Source organism: Ancylobacter defluvii, assembly GCF_018390605.1.
In the GTDB taxonomy this organism is placed as follows: domain Bacteria; phylum Pseudomonadota; class Alphaproteobacteria; order Rhizobiales; family Xanthobacteraceae; genus Ancylobacter; species Ancylobacter defluvii.
In genome coordinates, this window is the sequence record NZ_JAHBGD010000011.1 from 15,233 (window position 1) to 36,225 (window position 20,993).

19 protein-coding genes, 1 tRNA gene and 1 pseudogene are annotated in these 20,993 nt (G+C 65.3%); 14 read left to right on the forward strand and 7 right to left on the reverse strand.

Annotation, left to right across the window (positions count from 1 at the left end):
* Positions 1 to 3: 3 nt before the first annotated feature.
* The 8 genes from zwf (at position 4) to KHC24_RS07495 (ending at position 9,179) form a co-directional block, all read left to right on the forward strand.
* Positions 4 to 1,548, forward strand: coding sequence for a glucose-6-phosphate dehydrogenase (gene zwf / locus KHC24_RS07465; RefSeq protein WP_213361757.1), 1,545 nt, complete (start codon positions 4 to 6; stop codon positions 1,546 to 1,548).
* Positions 1,545 to 2,396: an HAD family hydrolase gene (locus KHC24_RS07470; protein WP_213361759.1), complete on the forward strand. Its 852-nt coding sequence runs from the start codon at positions 1,545 to 1,547 to the stop codon at positions 2,394 to 2,396. The genes zwf and KHC24_RS07470 overlap by 4 nt, the downstream gene beginning before the upstream one ends.
* Positions 2,397 to 2,483: 87 nt before the next feature.
* Positions 2,484 to 3,890, forward strand: a complete 1,407-nt coding sequence (locus KHC24_RS07475) for a metallophosphoesterase (RefSeq protein ID WP_213361761.1) — start codon at positions 2,484 to 2,486, stop codon at positions 3,888 to 3,890.
* Between the two features lie 756 nt (positions 3,891 to 4,646).
* A complete protein-coding gene (locus KHC24_RS07480; protein ID WP_213361762.1) occupies positions 4,647 to 5,846 on the forward strand; it encodes a DUF2092 domain-containing protein in 1,200 nt (399 codons plus the stop codon).
* The gene (locus KHC24_RS25015) at positions 5,843 to 6,055 is read left to right on the forward strand and encodes a hypothetical protein (protein ID WP_373878563.1); all 213 of its coding nucleotides are present in this window, start codon (positions 5,843 to 5,845) and stop codon (positions 6,053 to 6,055) included. Before KHC24_RS07480 ends, KHC24_RS25015 begins: the two co-directional genes overlap by 4 nt.
* A gap of 248 nt (positions 6,056 to 6,303) precedes the next feature.
* Positions 6,304 to 6,597: an HdeA/HdeB family chaperone gene (locus tag KHC24_RS07485; RefSeq protein WP_271180546.1), complete on the forward strand. Its 294-nt coding sequence runs from the start codon at positions 6,304 to 6,306 to the stop codon at positions 6,595 to 6,597.
* A 131-nt stretch (positions 6,598 to 6,728) separates the two neighbouring features.
* A complete protein-coding gene (locus KHC24_RS07490; RefSeq protein WP_213361764.1) occupies positions 6,729 to 7,958 on the forward strand; it encodes a DUF2254 domain-containing protein in 1,230 nt (409 codons plus the stop codon).
* A gap of 108 nt (positions 7,959 to 8,066) precedes the next feature.
* Positions 8,067 to 9,179 carry an AI-2E family transporter gene (locus KHC24_RS07495; RefSeq protein ID WP_213361768.1) on the forward strand — a complete coding sequence of 371 codons (1,113 nt, stop codon included), beginning with the start codon at positions 8,067 to 8,069 and terminating at the stop codon, positions 9,177 to 9,179.
* 532 nt (positions 9,180 to 9,711) lie between these two features.
* On the opposite strand, the pseudogene KHC24_RS25020 reads toward KHC24_RS07495, so the two are convergent.
* The 3 genes and pseudogenes from KHC24_RS25020 to htpX form a co-directional block, all read right to left on the reverse strand.
* Positions 9,712 to 10,034 (reverse strand): annotated as a pseudogene (locus tag KHC24_RS25020) (PIN domain-containing protein); the annotation flags it as partial.
* Between the two features lie 197 nt (positions 10,035 to 10,231).
* Positions 10,232 to 10,307: transfer RNA gene (locus tag KHC24_RS07505), tRNA-Thr, on the reverse strand.
* A gap of 142 nt (positions 10,308 to 10,449) precedes the next feature.
* Positions 10,450 to 11,442, reverse strand: a complete 993-nt coding sequence (gene htpX / locus KHC24_RS07510) for a zinc metalloprotease HtpX (RefSeq protein WP_213361771.1) — start codon at positions 11,440 to 11,442, stop codon at positions 10,450 to 10,452.
* Between the two features lie 246 nt (positions 11,443 to 11,688).
* Here htpX and KHC24_RS07515 point away from each other — a divergent pair, with 246 nt between their 5' ends.
* Both KHC24_RS07515 and KHC24_RS07520 read left to right on the forward strand, forming a co-directional pair.
* Positions 11,689 to 11,898, forward strand: a complete 210-nt coding sequence (locus KHC24_RS07515) for a DUF1674 domain-containing protein (RefSeq protein ID WP_213361773.1) — start codon at positions 11,689 to 11,691, stop codon at positions 11,896 to 11,898.
* A 319-nt stretch (positions 11,899 to 12,217) separates the two neighbouring features.
* On the forward strand, positions 12,218 to 12,427 hold the full coding sequence (locus KHC24_RS07520) for a YegP family protein (RefSeq protein WP_213361774.1): 210 nt from the start codon (positions 12,218 to 12,220) through the stop codon (positions 12,425 to 12,427).
* Positions 12,428 to 12,475: 48 nt separating this feature from the next.
* Here KHC24_RS07520 and arfB read toward each other — a convergent pair whose 3' ends face one another.
* From arfB to KHC24_RS07535, 3 genes are all read right to left on the reverse strand, one after another.
* Positions 12,476 to 12,907, reverse strand: a complete 432-nt coding sequence (arfB, locus tag KHC24_RS07525; protein ID WP_213361776.1) for an alternative ribosome rescue aminoacyl-tRNA hydrolase ArfB — start codon at positions 12,905 to 12,907, stop codon at positions 12,476 to 12,478.
* A 131-nt stretch (positions 12,908 to 13,038) separates the two neighbouring features.
* Positions 13,039 to 13,527 carry a cyclic nucleotide-binding domain-containing protein gene (locus KHC24_RS07530; protein WP_213361780.1) on the reverse strand — a complete coding sequence of 163 codons (489 nt, stop codon included), beginning with the start codon at positions 13,525 to 13,527 and terminating at the stop codon, positions 13,039 to 13,041.
* A gap of 82 nt (positions 13,528 to 13,609) precedes the next feature.
* On the reverse strand, positions 13,610 to 14,296 hold the full coding sequence (locus KHC24_RS07535) for a response regulator transcription factor (protein WP_213361781.1): 687 nt from the start codon (positions 14,294 to 14,296) through the stop codon (positions 13,610 to 13,612).
* A 181-nt stretch (positions 14,297 to 14,477) separates the two neighbouring features.
* Between KHC24_RS07535 and KHC24_RS07540 the strand changes: the two genes are divergently transcribed.
* The gene (locus KHC24_RS07540; RefSeq protein ID WP_271180547.1) at positions 14,478 to 15,032 is read left to right on the forward strand and encodes a L,D-transpeptidase family protein; all 555 of its coding nucleotides are present in this window, start codon (positions 14,478 to 14,480) and stop codon (positions 15,030 to 15,032) included.
* Between the two features lie 4 nt (positions 15,033 to 15,036).
* Here the strand turns inward: KHC24_RS07540 and KHC24_RS07545 are convergent, their stop codons facing one another.
* Positions 15,037 to 15,711, reverse strand: coding sequence for a YggS family pyridoxal phosphate-dependent enzyme (locus KHC24_RS07545; RefSeq protein ID WP_213361795.1), 675 nt, complete (start codon positions 15,709 to 15,711; stop codon positions 15,037 to 15,039).
* A gap of 265 nt (positions 15,712 to 15,976) precedes the next feature.
* Between KHC24_RS07545 and KHC24_RS25540 the strand changes: the two genes are divergently transcribed.
* The 3 genes from KHC24_RS25540 to KHC24_RS07560 all read left to right on the forward strand — a co-directional run bounded on the left by KHC24_RS25540 (position 15,977) and on the right by KHC24_RS07560 (position 20,990).
* Entirely contained in the window at positions 15,977 to 17,602 is a 1,626-nt protein-coding gene (locus KHC24_RS25540; RefSeq protein WP_213361796.1) for a sensor domain-containing diguanylate cyclase, read from the forward strand.
* 123 nt (positions 17,603 to 17,725) lie between these two features.
* Positions 17,726 to 20,353 carry a leucine--tRNA ligase gene (gene leuS, locus KHC24_RS07555; protein WP_213361800.1) on the forward strand — a complete coding sequence of 876 codons (2,628 nt, stop codon included), beginning with the start codon at positions 17,726 to 17,728 and terminating at the stop codon, positions 20,351 to 20,353.
* A complete protein-coding gene (locus KHC24_RS07560) occupies positions 20,340 to 20,990 on the forward strand; it encodes a hypothetical protein (RefSeq protein ID WP_213361801.1) in 651 nt (216 codons plus the stop codon). Before leuS ends, KHC24_RS07560 begins: the two co-directional genes overlap by 14 nt.
* The last annotated feature ends 3 nt before the right edge of the window (positions 20,991 to 20,993 follow it).

Below are 20,993 nucleotides of genomic sequence, written 5' to 3' on the forward strand. Positions count from 1 at the left end.
TCAATGGCTGGCGAGACCGTCGTCCTCGGGCAGAAGGTGCTGGCGCCGGATGCCGCGCCCGCTCCCGCATCCACCTTCTTCATTTTCGGCGCGTCCGGCGACCTGACCCAGCGCCTGCTGCTGCCCTCGCTCTACAACCTCGCCAATGAGGGCGTGCTGAGCGACGATTTCGCCATTATCGGCGTCGACCGGGTCGAGCAGAGCGAGGAAGCCTACCGGGCCTATCTCACCGAGGCGACCAAGGGCCTGCCCGGCTCCTGCGACGTCGGCGGCACGACCTGGAGCTGGCTGATAAGCCGCATCGGCTACATCGCCGGCGACTTCGAGGATCCCGCCACCTATGGCCGCATCCGCGAACGGCTGGAGCAGCGGGCCGGGCAGACCGGCAATGCCGTGTTCTATCTCGCGGTGGCGCCGCGCTTCTTCGCCGCCATCTCCGAGCAGCTCGGCGCCGCCGACCTGCTGAAGGAGGCGGAGGGCGCCTTCCGTCACATCGTGGTCGAGAAGCCGTTCGGCACCGACCTGCCTTCCGCGCGGGCGCTCAACAAGCGGCTGCTGACCGTGGCGGACGAGCGGCAGATCTATCGGATCGACCATTTCCTCGGCAAGGAAACAGTGCAGAACATGATGGCGCTGCGCTTCGGCAACGGCATTTTCGAGCCGATCTGGAGCAAGGAATATATCGACCACATCCAGATCACCGCCGCGGAAACCGTGACGGTTGAAAAGCGCGGGCGCTTCTACGACGCCACCGGCGCCCTGCGCGACATGGTGCCCAACCACATGTTCCAGCTGCTCGCCATGACCGCGATGGAGCCGCCGAACTCCTTCGACGCCGACGCCGTGCGCACCGAGAAGACCAAGGTGATCGAGGCGATCCGCCACATGAAGCCGAGCGACGCCATCGGCGCGGCGGTGCGCGGCCAGTACCGCGCCGGCATCGTCAACGGCCAGGCGGTGAAGGACTATCGCGCCGAGCAGGATGTCGCGCCCGACAGCCGCACCGAGACCTATGTGGCGCTGAAATGCTTCGTCGATTCCTGGCGCTGGAACGGGGTGCCCTTCTATGTGCGCACCGGCAAGGCACTGTCGGCGCGGCGGACCGAGATCGTCATCCAGTTCAAGCGCGCGCCGGGGGTGCTGTTCCGCCATCTGCCGACCGCGCTGAAGCCGAATGTGATGGTGATCCATGTGCAGCCGGACGAGGGCGTCTCGCTGCGCTTCGCCGCCAAGGTGCCGGGCCGCAAGGTGCGGCTCTCCGAGGTGCAGATGGATTTCAAGTACACCGACTACTTCAAGGCGGCGCCGTCCACCGGCTACGAGACGCTGATCTATGATTGCCTGTGCGGCGATCCCACCCTGTTCCAGCGCGCCGATACCATCGAGGCCGGCTGGGAGGCGGTGGAACCGATCATCGACGCCGTCGCCGGCGGCGAAGACGAGGTGCAGTTTTATTCCGCCGGCAGCAGCGGCCCGGCAATGTCTGATGTGATGCTGGCGCAGGACGGCTTCCAATGGCTGTCGCTCGAACGGAACCGTGCCCCATGAACCCCTCCGATACCCACCGCCCGTCGACGCCCTCGGGGCGCATCTCGCTCATGGTCTCCGACGTCGACGGCACGCTGGTCGACAAGCAGAAGACCGTGACCCCCGGCACCATCGCGGCGGTGCGCCGCCTGCGCGAGGCCGGCGTACCCTTCGTCGCGGTCTCCGCCCGTCCGCCGCGCGGCATGAAGATCCTCGTCGAGGCGCTTGGCCTCGACCTGTTCGGCGGCTTCAACGGCGGCTCGATCCTGCGCGGCGACTTCTCGATCGTCGAGCAGCACTTCGTCGCCCGCGACGCCGCGGCGACCGGCATCGCGGTGATGGCCGAGCGCGGCGCCTCCATCTGGGTGTTCGCCGACAATGAATGGTTCCTCACCGACACGCAGAACCAGTACATCGCCGGCGAGATCCGCACCGTCGCCTTCCAGCCGACCGTGGTGAGCGATTTCGGCGACCATATTGCGCGGGCGGGCAAGATCGTCGGCTCGTCGAGCGATTTCGCCATGCTGGAGGCCTGCGAGGCCGATCTCCAGCCCATGCTGGGCAGCGGCGCCACGGTGAAGCGCTCGCAGGCCAAATATCTCGACCTCACCCCGCCCGGCACCGACAAGGGTCATGCCGTGCGCGAATTCGCCCGGCATTTCGGCGTGCCGCTGGACGAGGTGGCGGTGATCGGCGACATGCATAACGACCTGCCGATGTTCGCCACCGCCGGGCTCGCCATCGCCATGGGCAATGCCGCGCCCGAGGTGAAGGCGCAGGCCGATCTCGTCACCACCCCCAATGACGAGGATGGCGTCGCCAACGCCATCGAGCGCTTCGTGCTGCCGCGCGCCGGCGGGAAAGGCTGAGGACCGGCGCTGCCTGCCCCCGGCCGCTGGCGGTCTCCGGCGTTGCGACATGGTGAGATGCGCGCATCAAAGTCTGTTCCAAGGCCGGTGACCGCTCAGGCAGCGCTGATCGCCGCGCTGGCCAGCGCGATGCTGTTTCTGGCGCTGCTTCTGCCCGGAGCCGCGCGGTCGGGGCCCCTCGACGCCGCGTTCGTCCATATTTCGGATATTCACTTCAATCCGTTCGAGCCGCCCTTGCGCAGCCGCGCTCTCGCCGGCCTGCCGCTCGCCGAATGGCCGGCCCATTTCGCCGCCGATCCCAGCCACCGCCTGTCGCGCTGGGGCGAGGACACCAACCACGCTCTCCTCGAAACCGCGCTCGCTGAAATTTCCAGGGCCGCGGCCGGCTCCGACTTCGTGCTGCTCACCGGCGACCTGCTTGCCCACGATTTTCCGGCCAGGACCGAAAGCGCCTTCGGCTTCCGCGCCGGCTCGGCGGAGAGCCGCGCTTTCGCGGTGAAGACCACGCTCTTCGTTGCCGCCCGCCTGCGGGCGGCCCTGCCGGGCAAGCCGATATTGCTGTCGCTCGGCAACACCGATTCAGGCTGCGGCGACTACCGGATCGATGCCGGTGGCCCCTATCTCCAGGCGACGCGCGAGACGGTGCGCGAACTGGTGGGATCGTCCCTGCTCGCCGCGGATTTCGACGAGAGCTACCTCGCCGGCGGATTTTACGCCGCCTCGCATCCGACTCTGGCCGACACCACCCTGCTGGTGCTCGACGATGCGCTGTGGTCGCCCGCGTACCGCAATGCCTGCGGCACCACCGGCCTCGACGCGGCGCACGCCATGCTTTCCTGGCTCGAACGCCAGTTGGCGACGGCCGAGGCCGCCGGCCGCAAGGTCTGGCTGATGCACCACATTCCGGCGGGCATCGACGCCTATGGCACGCTGAGAGCCAAAGGCGAGACCTGCCGCGAGCGCATCGTGCCGATGCTGGCCGAGCCCTTCGCCTCGCGCTTCACCGGCCTGCTGGCGCGCTACGCCGGCACGGTGACGGCGAGCTTCAGCGGACACGACCATCACGACGACTACCGGCTGCTGCGCGATCGAACCGGCGCCGTCATCGGCACCGAGAAGATCGCGCCGGCGATCAGCCCCGTCTTCGGCCAGAATCCGGGGTTCCTGGTGTTTTCCTATGACCGTGCCTCGGGCGCGATGACGGATTTCGTGGCGCGCTACCTCGCCAATCTCGAAACCGCGGCGACCGCCGCCGCGGCCGAATGGAAGCAGGAATACCGGTTCGCGGCGGCCTACGCTGCGGGGGCCTTCACGCCATCAGCTGTCGAGGCGATGTGGAAGCAGCTGCAACCGGCAGGCGCAGCCGACGCGCCGTTCCGACGCTTCTACAATGTCAGCCACGGCGAGCTCGGGAGCGACGAGTTACCAGCCTATGCCTGCGCCATCGGCTACACCGAGCCCGCCGCCTTTGCCGCCTGCTACTGCGGCCGCTAAAGCAATTCCCGCAAAAGAGCGCAGCGGTTTAAGGTCATGGGGGAAACCGTTCGTGGATTTCCCGTTGCTCTGCGCGGGGAGCCGGCTCGTAGCGTGTCCGGGCTCGTCGGTCTGTCGGCCCGGACCCTTTGGCATCCAGAACTTGAGCCTCTCCTTGGCCAAAGCGCCCGAACAGTTGGCCACCGGCTTCACGCTGCCAAAGGCGCAGCTGGCGGCAGCGGTTGAAATGAGCAGGTGCTGGCTCTGTAAGAAGCAACGGCTGCCCTGACGTGCCGATGTAAATTATCATTGCAAACCTACACCTCAGGTCGGGCAGTCTGGATCTGCCGGTCATGGGAGCTCTGTCGCGCAGTCGGGGCGTGCCGCTGTTCCATGAGGACAATACCTCACTCCAGACCGCTCCCGTTCGCTCATACTGGTGGAACAAAACCCGCGATACGCATCGGGATCGCCGAGTAGGCCGGTATGGCGGCATTTGAACCTGTCGAAAGAAGTCAATTCACAACGATTTAAGTTTGTGATATAAATTTCAGCTTCTGCCAACTATATAGACCCTCACGCAAGAATGTAGGGTAGTCTGTCGCCGCAGACTTGCGGATGCTTTTCCCGCTTCACTTCATAATATTCGATTAGTACGTTCTCATCATCGCGCATGTGGGGATTCTATATTTTATAGCCCCAGAACTGACGTGGCGAACACGTGGGTCGGCGCCCCAGGCACCGGCACGTGCGCGTTCGACCAATGGAGGGACAACGATGTCGAACTTTAGGCCGAATCTGCGCAGCAAAATTCTCACGTCGGCGGCAATCGCGGCGGTGATCTATTTCGGCATGAATCTGCCGTCGCAATCCCAAGACGGGGTCGCCTACAGCAAGGAGGCGATGGAGCAAGCACTCGCGACGAAGAACGCCTATGACCTCTATGGCATTCGCTTCGAGTTCGACAAGTCGATGATTCAGGCTGACACTATGCCTCTCCTCGACGATATCGCAGCGACGCTGAAGCAGTTTCCGACCTGGCGCCTCAGGATCACCGGGCATACCGATGCAACCGGCGACGCGGCTCACAACGACGTGCTATCGAAAGACCGCGCACTCGCGATCAAGCAGGCGCTTGTCGAACGCGGCATCGATGCAGCAAGGATCGAGACATTTGGCATCGGCCAGCGCAGCCCGGCCGCCAGCAACGACACAGCGGAGGGAAAGGCCCTGAATCGCCGTGTCGAACTCCTTCGTCTGGAGTCCGACGTCGAAGGATCCGAAGCCGCGAAGATGCTGAGGGCGATGTCCGACTACCTCGCCGCCCAGAAATCCATATCGTTCGGCTTCGATACCAGCTTCGAGATAGTGACGAAGGAACATCAGAAGCTGCAACTCGCAAGCTCGGGCACCATCGACGTCAGCCGCCCCGACAAACTTCGCGCGACGAGGCTCGGTGGTTTCGCGGAAACCGAGATTTCCTTCGACGGGTCGAAGTTCACGGTGCTCGGCAAGAATTCCAACAAATATATTCAGGTCGATATGTCGGGAACACTCGATACGCTGATAGCTATTCTGAAGAACAAGTACGATTCGCCTCTTCCGATCGCGGATCTGTTATCATCCGACACATATAATGAACTGATCGCGGATGTCATCGACGCCAAGGATCTCGGAAGCGGCATTATCGGCGGCACCGAGTGCGATCACCTTGCATTCCGGACCAAGGATGTCGATTGGCAGATCTGGATCGCGCAGGGCCAAGCTCGGTATCCCTGCCAATATGTCATTACCTCGAAGAACATCGAGCAAGCACCGCAATTCGCGATCCAGATCACGAACTGGAAAAGTGGAGACAAGGTATTTGCAGGAGATTTCAGCTTCGCCAATACGACGGATGCGGTACGTCTGGAGCCGGGGCAAGTCGCAGAGTTGAAAGAACTGCCGGAAAATTTTATAATGGGAGCGAAACAATGACGATGACATGTCGATACTTATTCGCGTCAGCGGCATTTTTCCTATGCCTTGGCGGACTTGATCTCGCGGGGCAAGGTTCGGCCCCAAGCCTGAATGGATTGGTCGCGCAGGCAGAGGCGCGCGTCGGCCGTCCCTTGACGCCGGTCAGCGTCGCAGGAGTGGCCAGGCGCTCGGCCCGACGCTGCGCCGCCGGCGTGACGTGCTACTGAGAAAAGACGGGCAACGCTGCGGTGCGAAGCTTCGACGACGCCTTGCTCGGCACATCAGATCAACGAAGAAAGAAACGGATCCCATGCGGAAATGGGGCGTCACGTTGCTCGCCTAGCTCGAACCTCTATTGCCAGCGATGGCGGAGAGCCATGCGAGTCGGCGTCGGGCTTTGGGCGGGTCAAGTCTTTGGGGTGTCTAGCCTTGGGGGAGTGTTAAGGCCAACTCACCATCTAAGGAGGAACTCATCGTGAAACACCACCTTTCGATGCTATTCGTCGCGGCAAGTCTCGGACTGGCAGTCCCATCGTTCGCCGCCGAAATGGACATGTCGAAGCTCACCTGCAAGCAAGTCGGCGAGATGCCGGCGGCCAAGACCATCGGCGTGGCGATGTGGGTGAACGGCTATGTTCATGGCAAGGCCGGCAACGCCATGGTCGACGCCGACAAGGCGCATGCCAATGCGGAGAAGATCGCGACTTATTGTAAGCAAAATCCCACTGCGACCCTCACGAGTGCGATCGAGGCGCTTGCCAAATCGTAGGGGACGAAAGGAACTGACTTAGTCGAGCGGCCCATTCTGGACCGCTCGCTTTGCCCAGTGGGTCATCAGCATTCTGCCGTACTTTGCTTGGCTCATCCACAATACAAAAATGTGCAGTCGCGAGGCCGCGAATGAGACAGTGGCGGATCCCCACTTTCTATGCCATCGGAAGTCTCATCGTGGCTTTGGCTCTCCCGCGGGTCGAATATGCCCTGCTGCCGGACCCGTCCTATGGCATGTCGGTTGCGTCGGCCACGGCGTTCATGTCAGCGGCAGCTTCAGGCATCATCACCTTCACAGCAATCATAGTTTCGATTACCTTTGTCATTATCCAGTTTAGTGCCATTGCCTATTCCCCCCGTCTGGCACTTTGGTTCGTGAATCGGCCCCAACTCTATCACGCCCTCGGGATTTTCATTGCAACTTTTACCTTCGCCATGGCTACGTTGGCTTGGACGGATCGCTATGGATCGAACTTCGTCCCGTTTTTATCTACGGTTGTCGTCCTGATACTACTTTCCGCAAGCATGATTGTCTTCGCGCGCCTCATTCAGGGGGTGGCGCAGCTGCAGATCACCGAGGTCCTCATGCTGGTCGGAGATATGGGGCGAGAGGTGCTGGCACGTCAGAAGAGCACCTCCGATCATGCCGGTGTTGCGACCTCGCAGCCGCCGGCTTGGGACGCAATGGAGCGTGCCCCCGACAGATGTCGGAAACTGCTGCATGTTGGGCCGCCATTGAGCGTCCGAACTATCGATGCGGATCGCCTTCAGTCGCTGGCGACGAACTACAACGGAGTCATCTGGCTCGAAATTTCCGTGGGGGACACGGTGCTCGAAGGAGATACCCTTCTCGTCGCATCGAGCGCGCCGCCACGGATCCCGGAGAGCAAGCTGAGAGAAGCCATCGACCTCGGCCGAGACAGGACGCTTGAACAGGATCCCAGATTTTCTTTCCGTTTGCTTGTGGACATTGCGCTCAAGGCCCTTTCTCCGGCCATCAACGATCCAACAACGGCTGTACAGGCGCTCGACCAGATCGAGGATCTTCTTCGACGCCTGGCTCGGCAGGAGCTGAGCGACCTTTATCGCTGCGATGCGCATGGCCGACCGTGTGTTCTGATCCCAATGCCTACTTGGGAGGACTATCTGTCGCTCGCGTTCGAGGAAATTTTACAATACAGCGCGGCTTCCACCCAAGTCTCGCGAAGGCTCAGGGCGAGCCTTTCCAACCTTGGCGACATCGTCACGGATCCCCTTCGACAGACGGCGGTGGAACGGTTCAAGCACGAGATCGACGCGCTGATTTCCCCCTCGGTCGCCGCACGTGACGACGAACTGCCGGCCCAGCGCCGACCTTGATACCGCCGGTGCTGGTCCGCTTGCGGAAGATGCCTCCCCCACCCTTTCCTGGCTGTGGTGATGCCAGCAAGCGATTGAAGGGGCCATGAGAGGGACAGGAGTGAGGAAATGATCGGGACGACCAAGGATGCTTCTCCAAGACGTGCAAGTTCTGGCCGAGAACTGACGACAGAAAGTCTTATTGAACGAAGCCTGACCTTGATACTCATCATCGTTCTGCTCGTTGCCGTATTGGCAATACTCAAGCCGTTTGCGGCCGCGATCCTGTTTGGTTCAACGCTGGCCATGGCAGCCTGGCCATGCCGACAGTGGCTTGTTCGACGAGGTCTCAGCCCGCGGTCGGCGGCCGGTGCGCTGTTGCTTGCCTCAGGCATAGTGATCGTCCTGCCGGTGCTCCTTTTGGCACCCGTACTCAGCGACGAAATCGCAAGCTTTGGCCAAAGCGTCCAGCGCCACTTTGCCGCCGTGTCGGAACGCCCGGAGTGGTTCGATCGGGTGCCCGTGGTGGGGCCGAAGCTTGTTGCTGCGTGGGATCAATTGCTGCGAGCCCGCGGAGACGTCGGAGCTGCTCTGGCGCCGCACTCCGCGGCCGTGGAGCAACTGCTTGTCTCCGTTGCCGCGGCATTGGCCGACAGTGTCATGCAGATTCTCCTGTCCTTGATCGTCGCTACAATGTTCTGGATCAGTGGAAACGTCGTCGTCCGCGAACTGGAGAGCATCGTCGATCGGCTGGGAGGCCTCACGGCAAGGACGAGCCTGTTCGCAGCGGCCGGAGCCGTCCGCAGCGTCGCCTATGGTGTCATAGGCACGGCTTTGGCGCAGGCCGTACTCTTGACGATCGGGCTGGTGATTGCGGGCATCCCCGGCGCAACGACACTCGGCTTTATCGGCCTGCTGCTCGCCTTGAGCCAGGTGGGAGCACCGCTGCTGATAGTGATCTGGGGCGGTGCGGCCTGGTGGCTCTTTGCGCACGGTCAGCCGGGGATGGGAAGCTTCCTGATCGTCTGGGGACTCCTGGTCAGCATGATCGACAATCTGATGAAGCCGTGGCTGATCGGCCTCGGGATCCGCATGCCCATGCCTTTGACGATATTGGGAGTTTTCGGCGGATTTGTCGCCTTCGGGTTCCTGGGGCTGTTCATCGGCCCCATGGTTCTCGCGGTCGCCTTCGTCTTGCTTCAGGGCTGGCGAACGAGCCGCGCGGCCATGCCGAGAGGGTAGTTTGTCAGAACCGACGACGTGTTCGAAAGAGCGGATCAACGGCGGCGACGCGAGGCCATCCCCTGGCCGTCTTGGATGTAAGTGAAATCCGCCAGGCTCTCGCCTGAGCGCGCCTCGCGCCCCTTGATGGCTGTATATTACCTAGTCAGAGGATGTTTACGGCCTCATTCCTAACCAGTTTGACCTGACGACAGAGGGGACCGTAACAATTCTCGCGGTCTCATCTGGAGCATTCAGAGCCGTTCCTTCAACGTCGCCGCTGCTCACGGGCATGGCAGGGGAGACAGGTCCCACAGCCGGAAGAGCGGGAATGCATGCGCGCGAAGGGCCCCGTTGTTCCGCCGTCAGTATGCCGGTGGGTTCGAACTCGTTGGCCTTTTGGAACTCCTGAATTGCCCCATCAGCTTAGGGGCGAGGCGCACTTCAACGGCCCGGTCAGCTTGCATATCATCGGCCACCAATGGCAACGACGACATGGCCAAGGAAAAAAGTGAGCGAGACCTGCACGCCGGAAGAGGCGGTGATGATGCATGAGGCCGGCGAAATCCTTTTCATTGTCCGTCACAACGGTGCAGTCTTTGGATTCCGCAACAGCGGCGATGGTCATATCGAGCCGCTCCGTGGTCGACCGGCCGCCGTTCCGTCAGCCATCGACCGCGCCCATATGAGCGCAACCCTGTCATCAAAGGGGAGAATGCGACCGGCGAACAAGGCTCGCGGTCATTCGGATCCAGAAAACCAAGTGTCGAGCGCGTCGCGCTTCTTGCCACGCGGTTCCTTGAGAATGCCCCGTCGGATTTCGGCAACCGTCGGCGAAGCAATCAACAAATCGTCGTCGCGTTGGGCCGCCATCCTGTCCAGGGTCGCCGAGCGGCATGGTCGACCTCTGAACCCGGACGATACCAACACCCCGATTTGACGACATCATCAGCCGTAGCAACGTTCACGCCGGATAGCACTTGACACGGCCGGTCCGCGCTGGACACCCGACAGGCATCAAATTCTGATTCTGCTGTTTGTTGGACTGTATCGGACCCCGCTGGACGGGGTGATGGTGCCGCGGAAGGGATTCGAACCCCCGACCCACGCATTACGAATGCGTTGCTCTACCAGCTGAGCTACCGCGGCACGGGATATGCGTCGACGGTGCCTCTGATAGCCGCGAAGCCGCGGTTTTTCAAGCGTGCCGCCGGCGATGAATGCAATCCGTCCGCGCCGGCCCTGCCGCCGCTCCGCTGCCATGCCCGGACCGGCACCTTCCGCAACGGCTTCAGCCCCACGGACCGCGCCGGCCGCCACTCTCGCTCTGCCCGCCGCGCCGGCCCCATGCCGTGGAGGAGGGCCGCGATGCCGGGCCGGCCGCTTCCCGCCCGCTCCAGCCCGAACCGCCAGAGACACCACTCTCCCTGCCGACGCCCATTTCCTGCGCCAGCGCCTGCAGCGCGGCGATGCGGTTCTCGGTGGCCGGGTGGGTGGAGAACAGATTGTCCATCCGCTCGCCCGAGAGCGGATTGATGATGAACATATGCGCGGTGGCCGGATTGTGTTCGGCCGGCATGTTCGGCACCTGGTGGGCGGCATTGGCGATCTTGGCCAGCGCCGAGGCCAGCCACAGCGGCTGGCCGCAGATCAGCGCCCCCTCGCGGTCCGCCACATATTCGCGCGAGCGCGACACCGCCATCTGCACCACCATCGCCGCCAGCGGCGCGAGGATCATCATGGCGATGGTGCCGATGACGCCGAACGGGTTGTTGTTGTTCTCCCGGCTGTTGCCGAAGAACATCGCGAAATTCGCCAGCATGGAGATCGCGCCGGCCAGCGTCGCGGTGATGGTCATGGTCAGCGTATCGTAATGCTTGATGTGCGCCAGCTCATGCGCCATCACCCCGGCCACTTCCTCGCGCGACAGCGCGTTCAGAAGGCCGGTGGTCGCTGCCACCGCGGCGTTGTTCGGGTTGCGGCCGGTGGCGAAGGCGTTGGGCTGCGGGTTGTCGATGATGTAGACCCGCGGCATCGGCAGACCGGCGCGGGCCGCCAGCTGCTCCACCATGCCGACGAAATCCGGCGCGCTCGAACGGTCGACCTCGCGGGCGCCGTACATCGACAGCACCATCCGGTCGGAATTCCAGTAGCTGAAGACGTTCATGCCGGCGGCGACGACCAGCGCGATCATCATGCCGCCCGAGCCGCCGATCATGTAGCCGATGCCCATGAACAGCGCGGTCATCCCCGCCAGCAGGATCGCCGTGCGAAAATAGTTCATCGATTTCCTCTTCCGGCGCCGTCCGGCGGCGCCCCTTGATGGAAATAGGATGGGAAGTCGCGCCGGTTGCCGCAAGGGAGCCGTGCCGTCCTGGCAGGTCGCGGGACAAGAGGCCGGAGCCAAGACAGGCGGCAAGACACGCGGCAAGACACGCGGGCAGGTCGCCCCGGCAAGACGCGCCGGCGGACGTCCCCGGCCTGACGTGCCGGCTTGACGCGCACCCGCGCGCGGTGCTTCCAATGTGCCATGGACGAGAAACCCAAAGCCCCAGAGGCAACGGCGGTGCCGCCGCGTGTGCTGTCCCCGGCCGCCCGCCGGGCGCTGGACGAAGCCGCGGCCCGCCGCGCCGCACAGGGCGAGCCGGCGCCGCTGCCCAAGGAGATCGACGGGCGCGGCGGTCCCGAGCCGGTCCGCTACGGCGACTGGGAAGTGAAGGGCATCGCCTCGGATTTCTGAGTACCCATTGCTTTGACATACATGTCAGTTACTTGGCAGACTCAGCGTAAGGACTCTCCATAAGGATTGAGTCAAGGCAACGCACTATATCTAGTGCAAAAATTTTCTCGACTACCACCTATTGACCTAGAGGTAGCTCCACGGCTCAATGACATTGAGCGGTTGTGGAAAAGCCGCCGGGTCTGATCCACCCGACGGCTTTTGAAGCAACCGTCCCGCAAAAACCCGGCTGGGCCGCGGGCACGACGTGCGCTACAGCGGAATCTTGAATCCGTGCAGGTCAAAGGTCAAGGCCCAGCCCTCTTCAATGAGGTAAGAAATGGCTACGCGTACCTTCCCCTCCTACTGGATGTATAAGGATGTCCAGAACAAGTGGCGCTGGACCTATCACGCGGTTAATGGTGAGGCGATCGCTGTCAGCAGCGAGAGTTACAATCGCCGCGTCGATTGCGAGAACAGCATCAACATCATGAAGGGGTCGTCCCGCGCTCCGGTATGGCTGCCCGATAATCTCGCGACGGCTGCCTGAGCATCCATGGGCGATTGAGAAAAGAAAGCCCGGTCGCAAGTCGGGCTTTCAACTTTCAGAATCACCACCCGGCTTGTCGCGCCGCATCGCCTTGACGCCGGAGCGGCGCGCCTTGCCTTCCAGCCGGCGCATCTTCGAGCCGAGCGTCGGCCGGGTCGGCCGGCGGGTGATCGGCACCACCGCCGCCTGCTGGATCATCTCGACCAGCCGGGCGAGGGCGTCCTCGCGATTGCGCTCCTGGGTGCGGAAGCGCTGGGCGGAAATGACGATAACCCCGTCATTGGTCAGCCGCTTGCCGGCGAGGCGCTCCAGCCGCTCCTTCACGCCTTCCGGCAGGTTCGGCGAGCCGCGCACGTCGAAGCGCAGCTGCACCGCGCTCGACACCTTGTTGACGTTCTGCCCGCCGGGGCCGGAGGCGCGTACGAACACCTCGACGATCTCCTCCTCGGCGAGGCTGATGCGATTGGTGACGGGGATCATCGCGCCGGTCCGGGCTGGAACATCTCAGGCCGGAGGAAATATCCCGGCGCTTCGGAAAAAGCGACAAGGCAACGAAGCAGCGCTGCCGTTGGCGGTCCAGGCGGAGGAAAGCCACTGCCGGCTGCGGCGCCTCAGCGCCCGCCCGGCGGGACGCCGATCTCGTCGAGCCGCCGGCGCACGTCGTCGAGCTGGCCGAGCGTGGTGCTCACCCGCTCGCTGAGCGTCTCGGCGATGCGCACCGCCGCCTCGGGATAGCTTTCCACCGTGCGCATGAAGATCACGCGCGGAATGCGCAGCACCGCCGAAGGCACCAGCGCGGTGGCGGTGGCCGGGCGCTTGGTGTCGGTGATCAGCGCGATCTCGCCGAGCAGCGTGCCGGGCCCGACCTCCTCATTGTGGCCGGGCTTGGCGCTGCGGGCGGGATTCTCGTGGCACACGCGCAGCTTCCCGCTCACCACCACATAGGCGGCATCGGCGAACTGGCCCTCGCGGAACAGCACCTCGCCCTCGTTGAGGCGACGGGTATCGGCGCTGATGGCGATCACGCGCAGTCCCTCGCGGCCGAGCAACTGCAGCAGCGGCACGCCTTCGAGCAGCGCAATGTCGTCCTCGATGGCCATCAGGCGGGCCCACCTCCAGCGCGCAGGCGCGAATCACCCGCGCGAATCAGATTCACCCGGGAGTGAATCACCTGCCGCACCGTCAGGGTACCAGTTTGTAGCCGCCGGCCTCGGTGGCGAGCAGATTGGGGTGCGAGGGATCCTTCTCGATCTTCTGCCGCAGCCGGTAGATGTGGGTTTCCAGCGTATGGGTGGTGACGCCGGAATTGTAGCCCCACACCTCCTGCAGCAGGATCTCGCGCGCCACCGGCTTCTTCCCGGCGCGGTAGAGGTAGCGCAGGATCGCTGTTTCCTTCTCGGTGAGGCGGATCTTGGAGTTGCGCTCGGTCACCAGCATCTTGGCACCGGGGCGGAACGTGTACGGCCCGATGGTGAACACCGCGTCCTCGCTCGCCTCGTGCGAGCGCATCTGCGCGCGGATGCGGGCGAGCAGCACCGCGAAGCGGAACGGCTTGGCCACATAGTCGTTTGCGCCGGCTTCCAGCCCCATGATGGTGTCGCTGTCGGTATCGTGGCCGGTGAGCATGATCACCGGCGCCTTGAAGCCCTTCTGGCGCATGGCACGCACCGCCTCGCGGCCGTCGGCGTCCGGCAGGCCGACATCCATCAGCACCAGGTCGACGCGGCCGGTGTCCACCACATCCTGCGCGGCGCGCGCACTGTCGGCGGCGACGACCTCGAACTCATCGTAGAGGGCGAGCTGCTCCACCAGCGCTTCGCGCAGTTCCTTGTCGTCATCGACCACCAGAACCCTTTGAGCATTCGCCATCTGTCAGCTTCCGATCGCTTGAGTTGCCCTGTCCGCGTCGTCGTTCGGTACGCAGGCGTGATATCAGCTTCGTCGTCGACCACGCTCCCCGACTAGGCAGGCTCGGCACCTTCGGCAAGAGTGGCAGCGTCGCCAAGGGCGATACGGCCGGGATCGTGACGTGATCGTGAACGGAAATCGCGTGAAGAAGAAGAGGTTTCACCAAGAAAAGCCGGGGACGATCACCCGGCTGCGCGTGGTGGCACGTCCCGGATGCCGCACGCGCGGGCTCGTTCTCGCCCCCGGATTCGCCGCGCCGGTCGCGCTTGGCCGTACCGGGATACGGCATGACAAGCGCGAAGGCGACGGCGCCACCCCGGCGGGCACCTGGCATCCGCTGGCGCTGCGCTGGCGCGCCGACCAGGGGCGCCAGCCGGCGAGCCGCCTGCCCCTGCATCGCACGAGGCCGGATGAATTGTGGTGCGACGCGCCCTCGCACGGGCGCTACAACCAGCCGGTGCGCGCGCCGTTCCAGGCCTCGCATGAGGAAATGTGGCGGGCGGACCGCCTCTATGACCTGGTGGTGGTGCTCGACCACAACACCCGCCCGCGCCGCGCCCGGCGCGGCTCGGCGGTGTTCATGCATCTGGCGCGCGAGGGCTTCGAGCCCACCGCCGGCTGCATCGCTTTCCGCCGCGCCGACCTGCTGCGGCTGCTGGCGCGGATCGGCCCGCGTACCGCGATCGTCGTCGGCTGAACCGTCAGCGCGCGCCGAAAATGGCGCTGCCGACCCGCACATGCGTCGCCCCCAGCGCCACCGCCGTCTCGTAGTCGCCGCTCATGCCCATGGAGAGCGTCGACAGCCCGTTGCGCTTGGCGATGGTGGCGAGCAGCGCGAAATGCGGCGCGGCCGGCTCGCCGGCCGGCGGGATGCACATCAGCCCCTCCACCGCGAGGCCATATTCGGCGCGGCAGGCTTCGAGGAAGGCGTCGGCCTCCAGCGGCGACACCCCGGCCTTCTGCGGCTCCTCGCCGGTGTTGATCTGCACCAGCAGCCGCGGCGCCGGACGGTCGCTTTTCGGGATTTCCTTGGCGAGTTCCTTCGCCAGCGAGGGACGGTCCAGCGTGTGGATCACGTCGAACAGCGCCAGCGCCTCGCGCACCTTGTTGCTCTGCAGCGGCCCGATCAGGTGCAGCTCGACATCGGGATAGTCCGCCTTCAGCTCCGGCCATTTCGCCTTGGCCTCCTGAACCCGGTTCTCGCCGAAGCGGCGCTGGCCGGCCTCCAGCGCCGGGCGGATCTCGCCGGCGTCGAAGGTCTTGGATACCGCCACCAGCGTCGCCGCGTCTGCCGGCCGGCCGGCATCGCGGCAGGCCCGGGCGATGGAGGCGCGAACCTCCGCAAGACGGAGGGCGACGGGCGCGGCGGCGGTCATGACGGACTTCCTTTCGGGCGGCGAACGGAGCAGACGCCTCATATGCCAAGCAATCGCGCGATTTGACAGTCTCGGCACGCGATTTCGCCCGCGCATCCTTGCCGGGTGCCGGCACACGGGGTAGCGTCGACCCACCACAGGCCAGAGCACGCACGACGTGTCGGTGACGAATGATCGGGGCGGCAACAACGCCCGCTCTCCCGGCGATTCTTGGTTTCGCTCCGTTGACGCGGTCCGCCCGAGAGCGCGGACCGTTAGCCTGCGGGTGCGTCTCGCTGCCTTCGTGGTCTGCGTCATGGCGCTGGTGATCGGCGAGCGCAGCCTGAGCATCTTCAGCCTGCATGCCGATACGCTGTCGCAGGCGCGCGGCCGGGTGATGGACCTGGTGCAACAGGGCGTCAGCCGGTACAGCCAGGAAATCGCTGCCGCCGGGGCCGTGCTTTCAACGCTGGCCGCCGCCGATACGTCGCCGGGAAATCCGACCCCGGAGCAATGCGAACGCCTGCACGCCGTGCTCGGCTCGGCGCCGGGCATCGAGACCCTCACCCTCGTCGGCACAGATGGAGCGGTGGTCTGCGCCACAGCACCGGGGGCGGTCGGTCTCGATCTGAGCGGCCGCGAATATTTCCGCATCGCCATGCGCGGCGTCGCCAATCTGAGCACCGTGCGGCAGAGCTATGTCACCCAGACCCCGGCCATATACATGGCGGCGCCGGCGCTGGAGGACGATGGCGAGGTCCGGTCGGTGGTGATCGCGCGGGTCGGCATCGCCGAGCTGTTCCCCGAATCGTTCGCCAGCGATCTCGATCTGCGCTCGCAGGCGCTGCTGATCGACCCGTCCGGGGTCGTCATCCGGGCCGCTCCCGACAACGGCGCCATGATGGGCCGGGACCTGAATCACAGTGCCGTCGTCATCCAGACCCTGTCGCAGACCCGCGGCACCCTCATCGCCGAGGGGGTGGATTCGGTCCTGCGCCTCTATGGCTACAGCCGCCTGCCGCTGAGCAACATGCACCTCATCGTCGGCCTCGACATGGCCGCGGTGACGCGGGAGGTCGAGCGGGCGACCTGGCGGGCGGCGACGACGCTGCTGGTCGCCACCGTGATCATGCTGATCGGGCTCTGGCTGGTCGGCGAGACGCTGATTGTGGCGCCGGTGATGGCGCTGTCGCGGCGCCTTACCCGCTTCGGCGAGGGCAAGCGCGAAGGCGGCGATGACGGCAGGGTGGTGATCACCGAGCTGGCACCGCTTGCCGCCGCCTTCGAGGCGATGGCGGAGGAACTGACCCGCCGCGAGGACGCGCTGCGCGGCGCCAACCGGCGGCTCAGTTCGCTGGCCAGCCTCGACCCGCTCACCGGCATCGCCAACCGGCGCAGCTTCGACGCCGTCTTCGCGGTTCAATGGAGCACGGCGCGGAACCTTGCCCTGCTGATGGTCGATATCGACGATTTCAAACCCTACAATGACCATTTCGGACATGTGGAAGGCGACCGCTGCCTCTACCGCATCGCCCAGGCGCTCACTGCCGCGGCGCGCGGCACCGATGTCGTCGCCCGCATCGGCGGCGAGGAATTTGCCATATTGATGCCTGGAGCGACCCTGGAGGCGGCAGTCGAGCTCGCCGAAAGGCTGCGCGCTGCCGCCGACGAGCTTGGCATCGAGCATGCCCCGACGGTCGACGGCACCGTCACCATCAGCATCGGCTGCGCCGCCTGCGCGCCGGCGCCGGGACTGCATGGCCGCGACCTGATGATGGCCGCCGACCGGGCGCTCTATGCCGCCAAGCAGGCAGGCCGCAACCGGGTCTGCGCCGCCGAGGCCGTGCAGCCGGGCGGCGGACGGGCCGGCGCCATGTCCGCCACGGAAGGGCGCGATCCCGCCGGAGGTTGACCGAAGCGCCGACTTCGTGCCCTAGTCCGGCGCCGCCGGTCCTCGCGCGTGACTTTTCCGCGCGCGGCCACTGGCCCGAGACCCCCGCCCGCCTCCCCTGACTGCGACGACAAGACCGGCTCCATGACACCGCCTTCGACCACCACTGAGCGCTACAATGCCCGCGAGGCGGAACCCCGCTGGCAGAAGATCTGGGACGAACGCGGCATCTACCGCACGGCGAACGCCGACCCGCGCCCCAAATATTACGTGCTGGAGATGTTCCCCTATCCGTCGGGGCGCATCCATATCGGCCACGGGCGCAATTACGTGATGGGCGACGTGGTCGCCCGCTTCAAGCGGATGAAGGGCTTCAACGTCCTGCACCCGATGGGCTGGGACGCCTTCGGCCTGCCGGCCGAGAACGCCGCCATCGAGCGCAACACCCATCCGGGCAAGTGGACCTACGAGAACATCGCCACCATGCGCGAGCAGCTGAAGCTGCTCGGCCTGTCGCTGGACTGGTCGCGTGAGATCGCCACCTGCGATCCCTCCTATTATGGCGAGCAGCAGCGCATCTTCCTGGAGTTCCTCAAGGGCGGCTTCGTCTATCGCCGCGAGAGCGAAGTGAACTGGGACCCGGTCGATAACACCGTGCTTGCCAACGAGCAGGTGATCGACGGGCGCGGCTGGCGCTCCGGCGCGCTGGTGGAGCGCCGCAAGCTCGCCCAGTGGTTCTTCCGCATTTCCGACGCCTCCGAGGAGTTGCTCGCCGGCCTCGACACGCTGGAGCGCTGGCCGGACAAGGTGCGGCTGATGCAGCGCAACTGGATCGGCCGCTCGGAAGGGCTGCATGTCCGCTTCATGCTGGACAACGCGCCTGCCGGCCTGCCTTCCGAGGTGAAGGTCTACACCACCCGCCCGGACACGCTGTTCGGCGCCTCCTTCCTGGCGCTCTCGCCCGGCCATCCGCTGACCGAGGCGCTCGCGCAGGACAACGCCGCGCTAAAAGCCTTCGTCGAGGAATGCCGTCGCGGCGGCACCTCCACCGCCGAGATCGAGACGCAGGAGAAGATGGGCTTCGACACCGGCCTCACCGTGCGCCACCCGCTGGGCGGCAAGCCAGTGCCGGTCTATGTCGCCAATTTCGTGCTGATGGATTACGGCACCGGCGCCATTTTCGGCTGCCCCGGCCATGACCAGCGCGACCACGATTTCGCGACGAAATACCGCCTGCCGATCGTCCCGGTGGTGCTGGCGCCGGATGTCGATCCCGCGGCCTTCTCGGTCGCCGACGCCCCCTATGATGGCGACGGCACGCTGTTCAACTCCGGCTTCCTCGACGGCCTCAACGTGCCGGCGGCCAAGGAGGCGGTGGCGCTGCGGCTGGAGAACGAGATCGCCGGCAACGCGCCGGTCGGCGAGCGGGCGGTGAACTACCGCTTGCGCGATTGGGGCATTTCGCGCCAGCGCTACTGGGGCTGCCCGATCCCGATCATCCATTGCGACGCCTGCGGCCCGGTGCCGGTGCCGCAGGACCAGCTTCCCGTGCGCCTGCCGGAGGACGTCAGCTTCGACCAGCCCGGCAACCCGCTCGACCGTCACCCGACGTGGAAGCACGTGAACTGCCCGAGCTGCGGCGCCCCGGCCCGGCGCGAAACCGACACCATGGACACCTTCGTGGATTCGTCCTGGTATTTCGCCCGCTTCGCCTCCGAGCCCGGCACCGATCCCTTGCAGAAGGACGCCGCCGATTCCTGGCTGGCGGTCGACCAGTATATTGGCGGCATCGAGCATGCGATCCTGCACCTGCTCTATTCGCGCTTCTTCACCCGCACGCTGCACAAGACCGGGCGCGTCTCGGTGAAGGAGCCGTTCGCCGGCCTGTTCACCCAAGGCATGATCGTCCACGAGACCTACAAGGACAGCGCCGGCAAGTGGCTGTTCCCCGAGGAGGTCGAGAAGCGCCCGGACGGCACCGCGGTGCGCATCGGCACCGAGGAGCCGGTTACGGTCGGCGCGCCGGAGAAGATGTCGAAGTCCAAGCGCAACGTCGTGCCGCCGGAAGTGGTGGCCGATACCTATGGCGTCGACTGCGCCCGCTGGTTCATGCTCTCCGACACCCCGCCGGAGCGCGACAGCGAATGGACCAGCGCCGGCATCGAGGGGGCCTGGCGTTTCGTGCAGCGCATCTGGCGCCTCGTCGGCGACACGGCGGCGCTGGCGCCGGTCGAGGTGGCGCCTCCCGATAATTTCGGCCCCGAATCGACGGCGCTCCGCCGCGCCGCCCACCGGCTGGCCGCCCAGGTGGCAGATGATGTCGAGCGCCTGCGCTTCAACGTCGCCGTCGCCCGCGTGCATGGCTTCGCCAACGAGTTCGGCGACGCGCTTGCGCAAGCGCGCAAGGCCGATACCGTGGCGCCCGACCTTGCTTTCGCCCTGCGCGAGGCGGCGTCGATCCTGGTCGCGGTGGTCGCGCCGATGGTGCCGCATCTCGCCGAGGAATGCTGGACGGTGCTGGGCCGCGACGGCCTCGCCGCCACCGCCTCCTGGCCGGCGAGCGACCCCGCCTTGTTGGTCGACGACACCGTGACGCTGCCGATCCAGATCAACGGCAAGCGCCGCGGCGAGATCACCGTGCCGAAGGAGGCGAGCCCCGCCGAGGTCGAGCAGGCGGTGCTGGCGCTCGATCTCATCGCGCAGGCCCTCGACGGGCGCGCCCCGAAGCGTATCATCGTGGTTCCGCAGAGGATCGTGAATGTCGTCGCCTGACCTCCCGCGCACCGCGCCCACCCGCCGCCGTCTCGTCGCCCTTGCCGCGGTCGTGCTGCTGTCCGGTCTCACCGCCGGCTGCTTCCGGCCGATGTATGCCAACAGCAGCAACGAGGCCGGCACCGGCCTTAGCGACCAGCTCGGCGATGTGGAGGTGGTGTTCGCGCCCGGCCGCGTCGGCAACGAGGTGCGCAACGACCTGATCTTCGCCCTCACCGGCGGTGCCGGCAATCCGGCCGGCGCGCCCTATCGGCTGGTGCTGAACGTCACCGACAACACCACATCCGCCATCATCGACCCGGTCTCCGGCCTGCCCGAGGTCGAGCTGATCACCGTCGATTCCAAGTGGCAGCTCTTCGAGGCCGGCAACGACAAGAAGCCGGTGATGGCCTCCAATGCCTATGGCAAGGCCTCCATCGACAGCGGCTACCAGCGTTTTGCCCGTGCCCGCGCCATCCGCGACGCGCAGAACCGCGCCTCCACCGTGGTGGCCGAGACCATTCGCAGCCAGCTCGCGGTGTATTTCTCCAACAAGACCGCGGCGGCCAGCGTCAGCCCGAACGCCGCGTCGACCGTCGTCACCGATCCCTCGACGCCGATCATCGGCACGCCGACTTCCGCCCGGCCGCGGAGCTGAGCC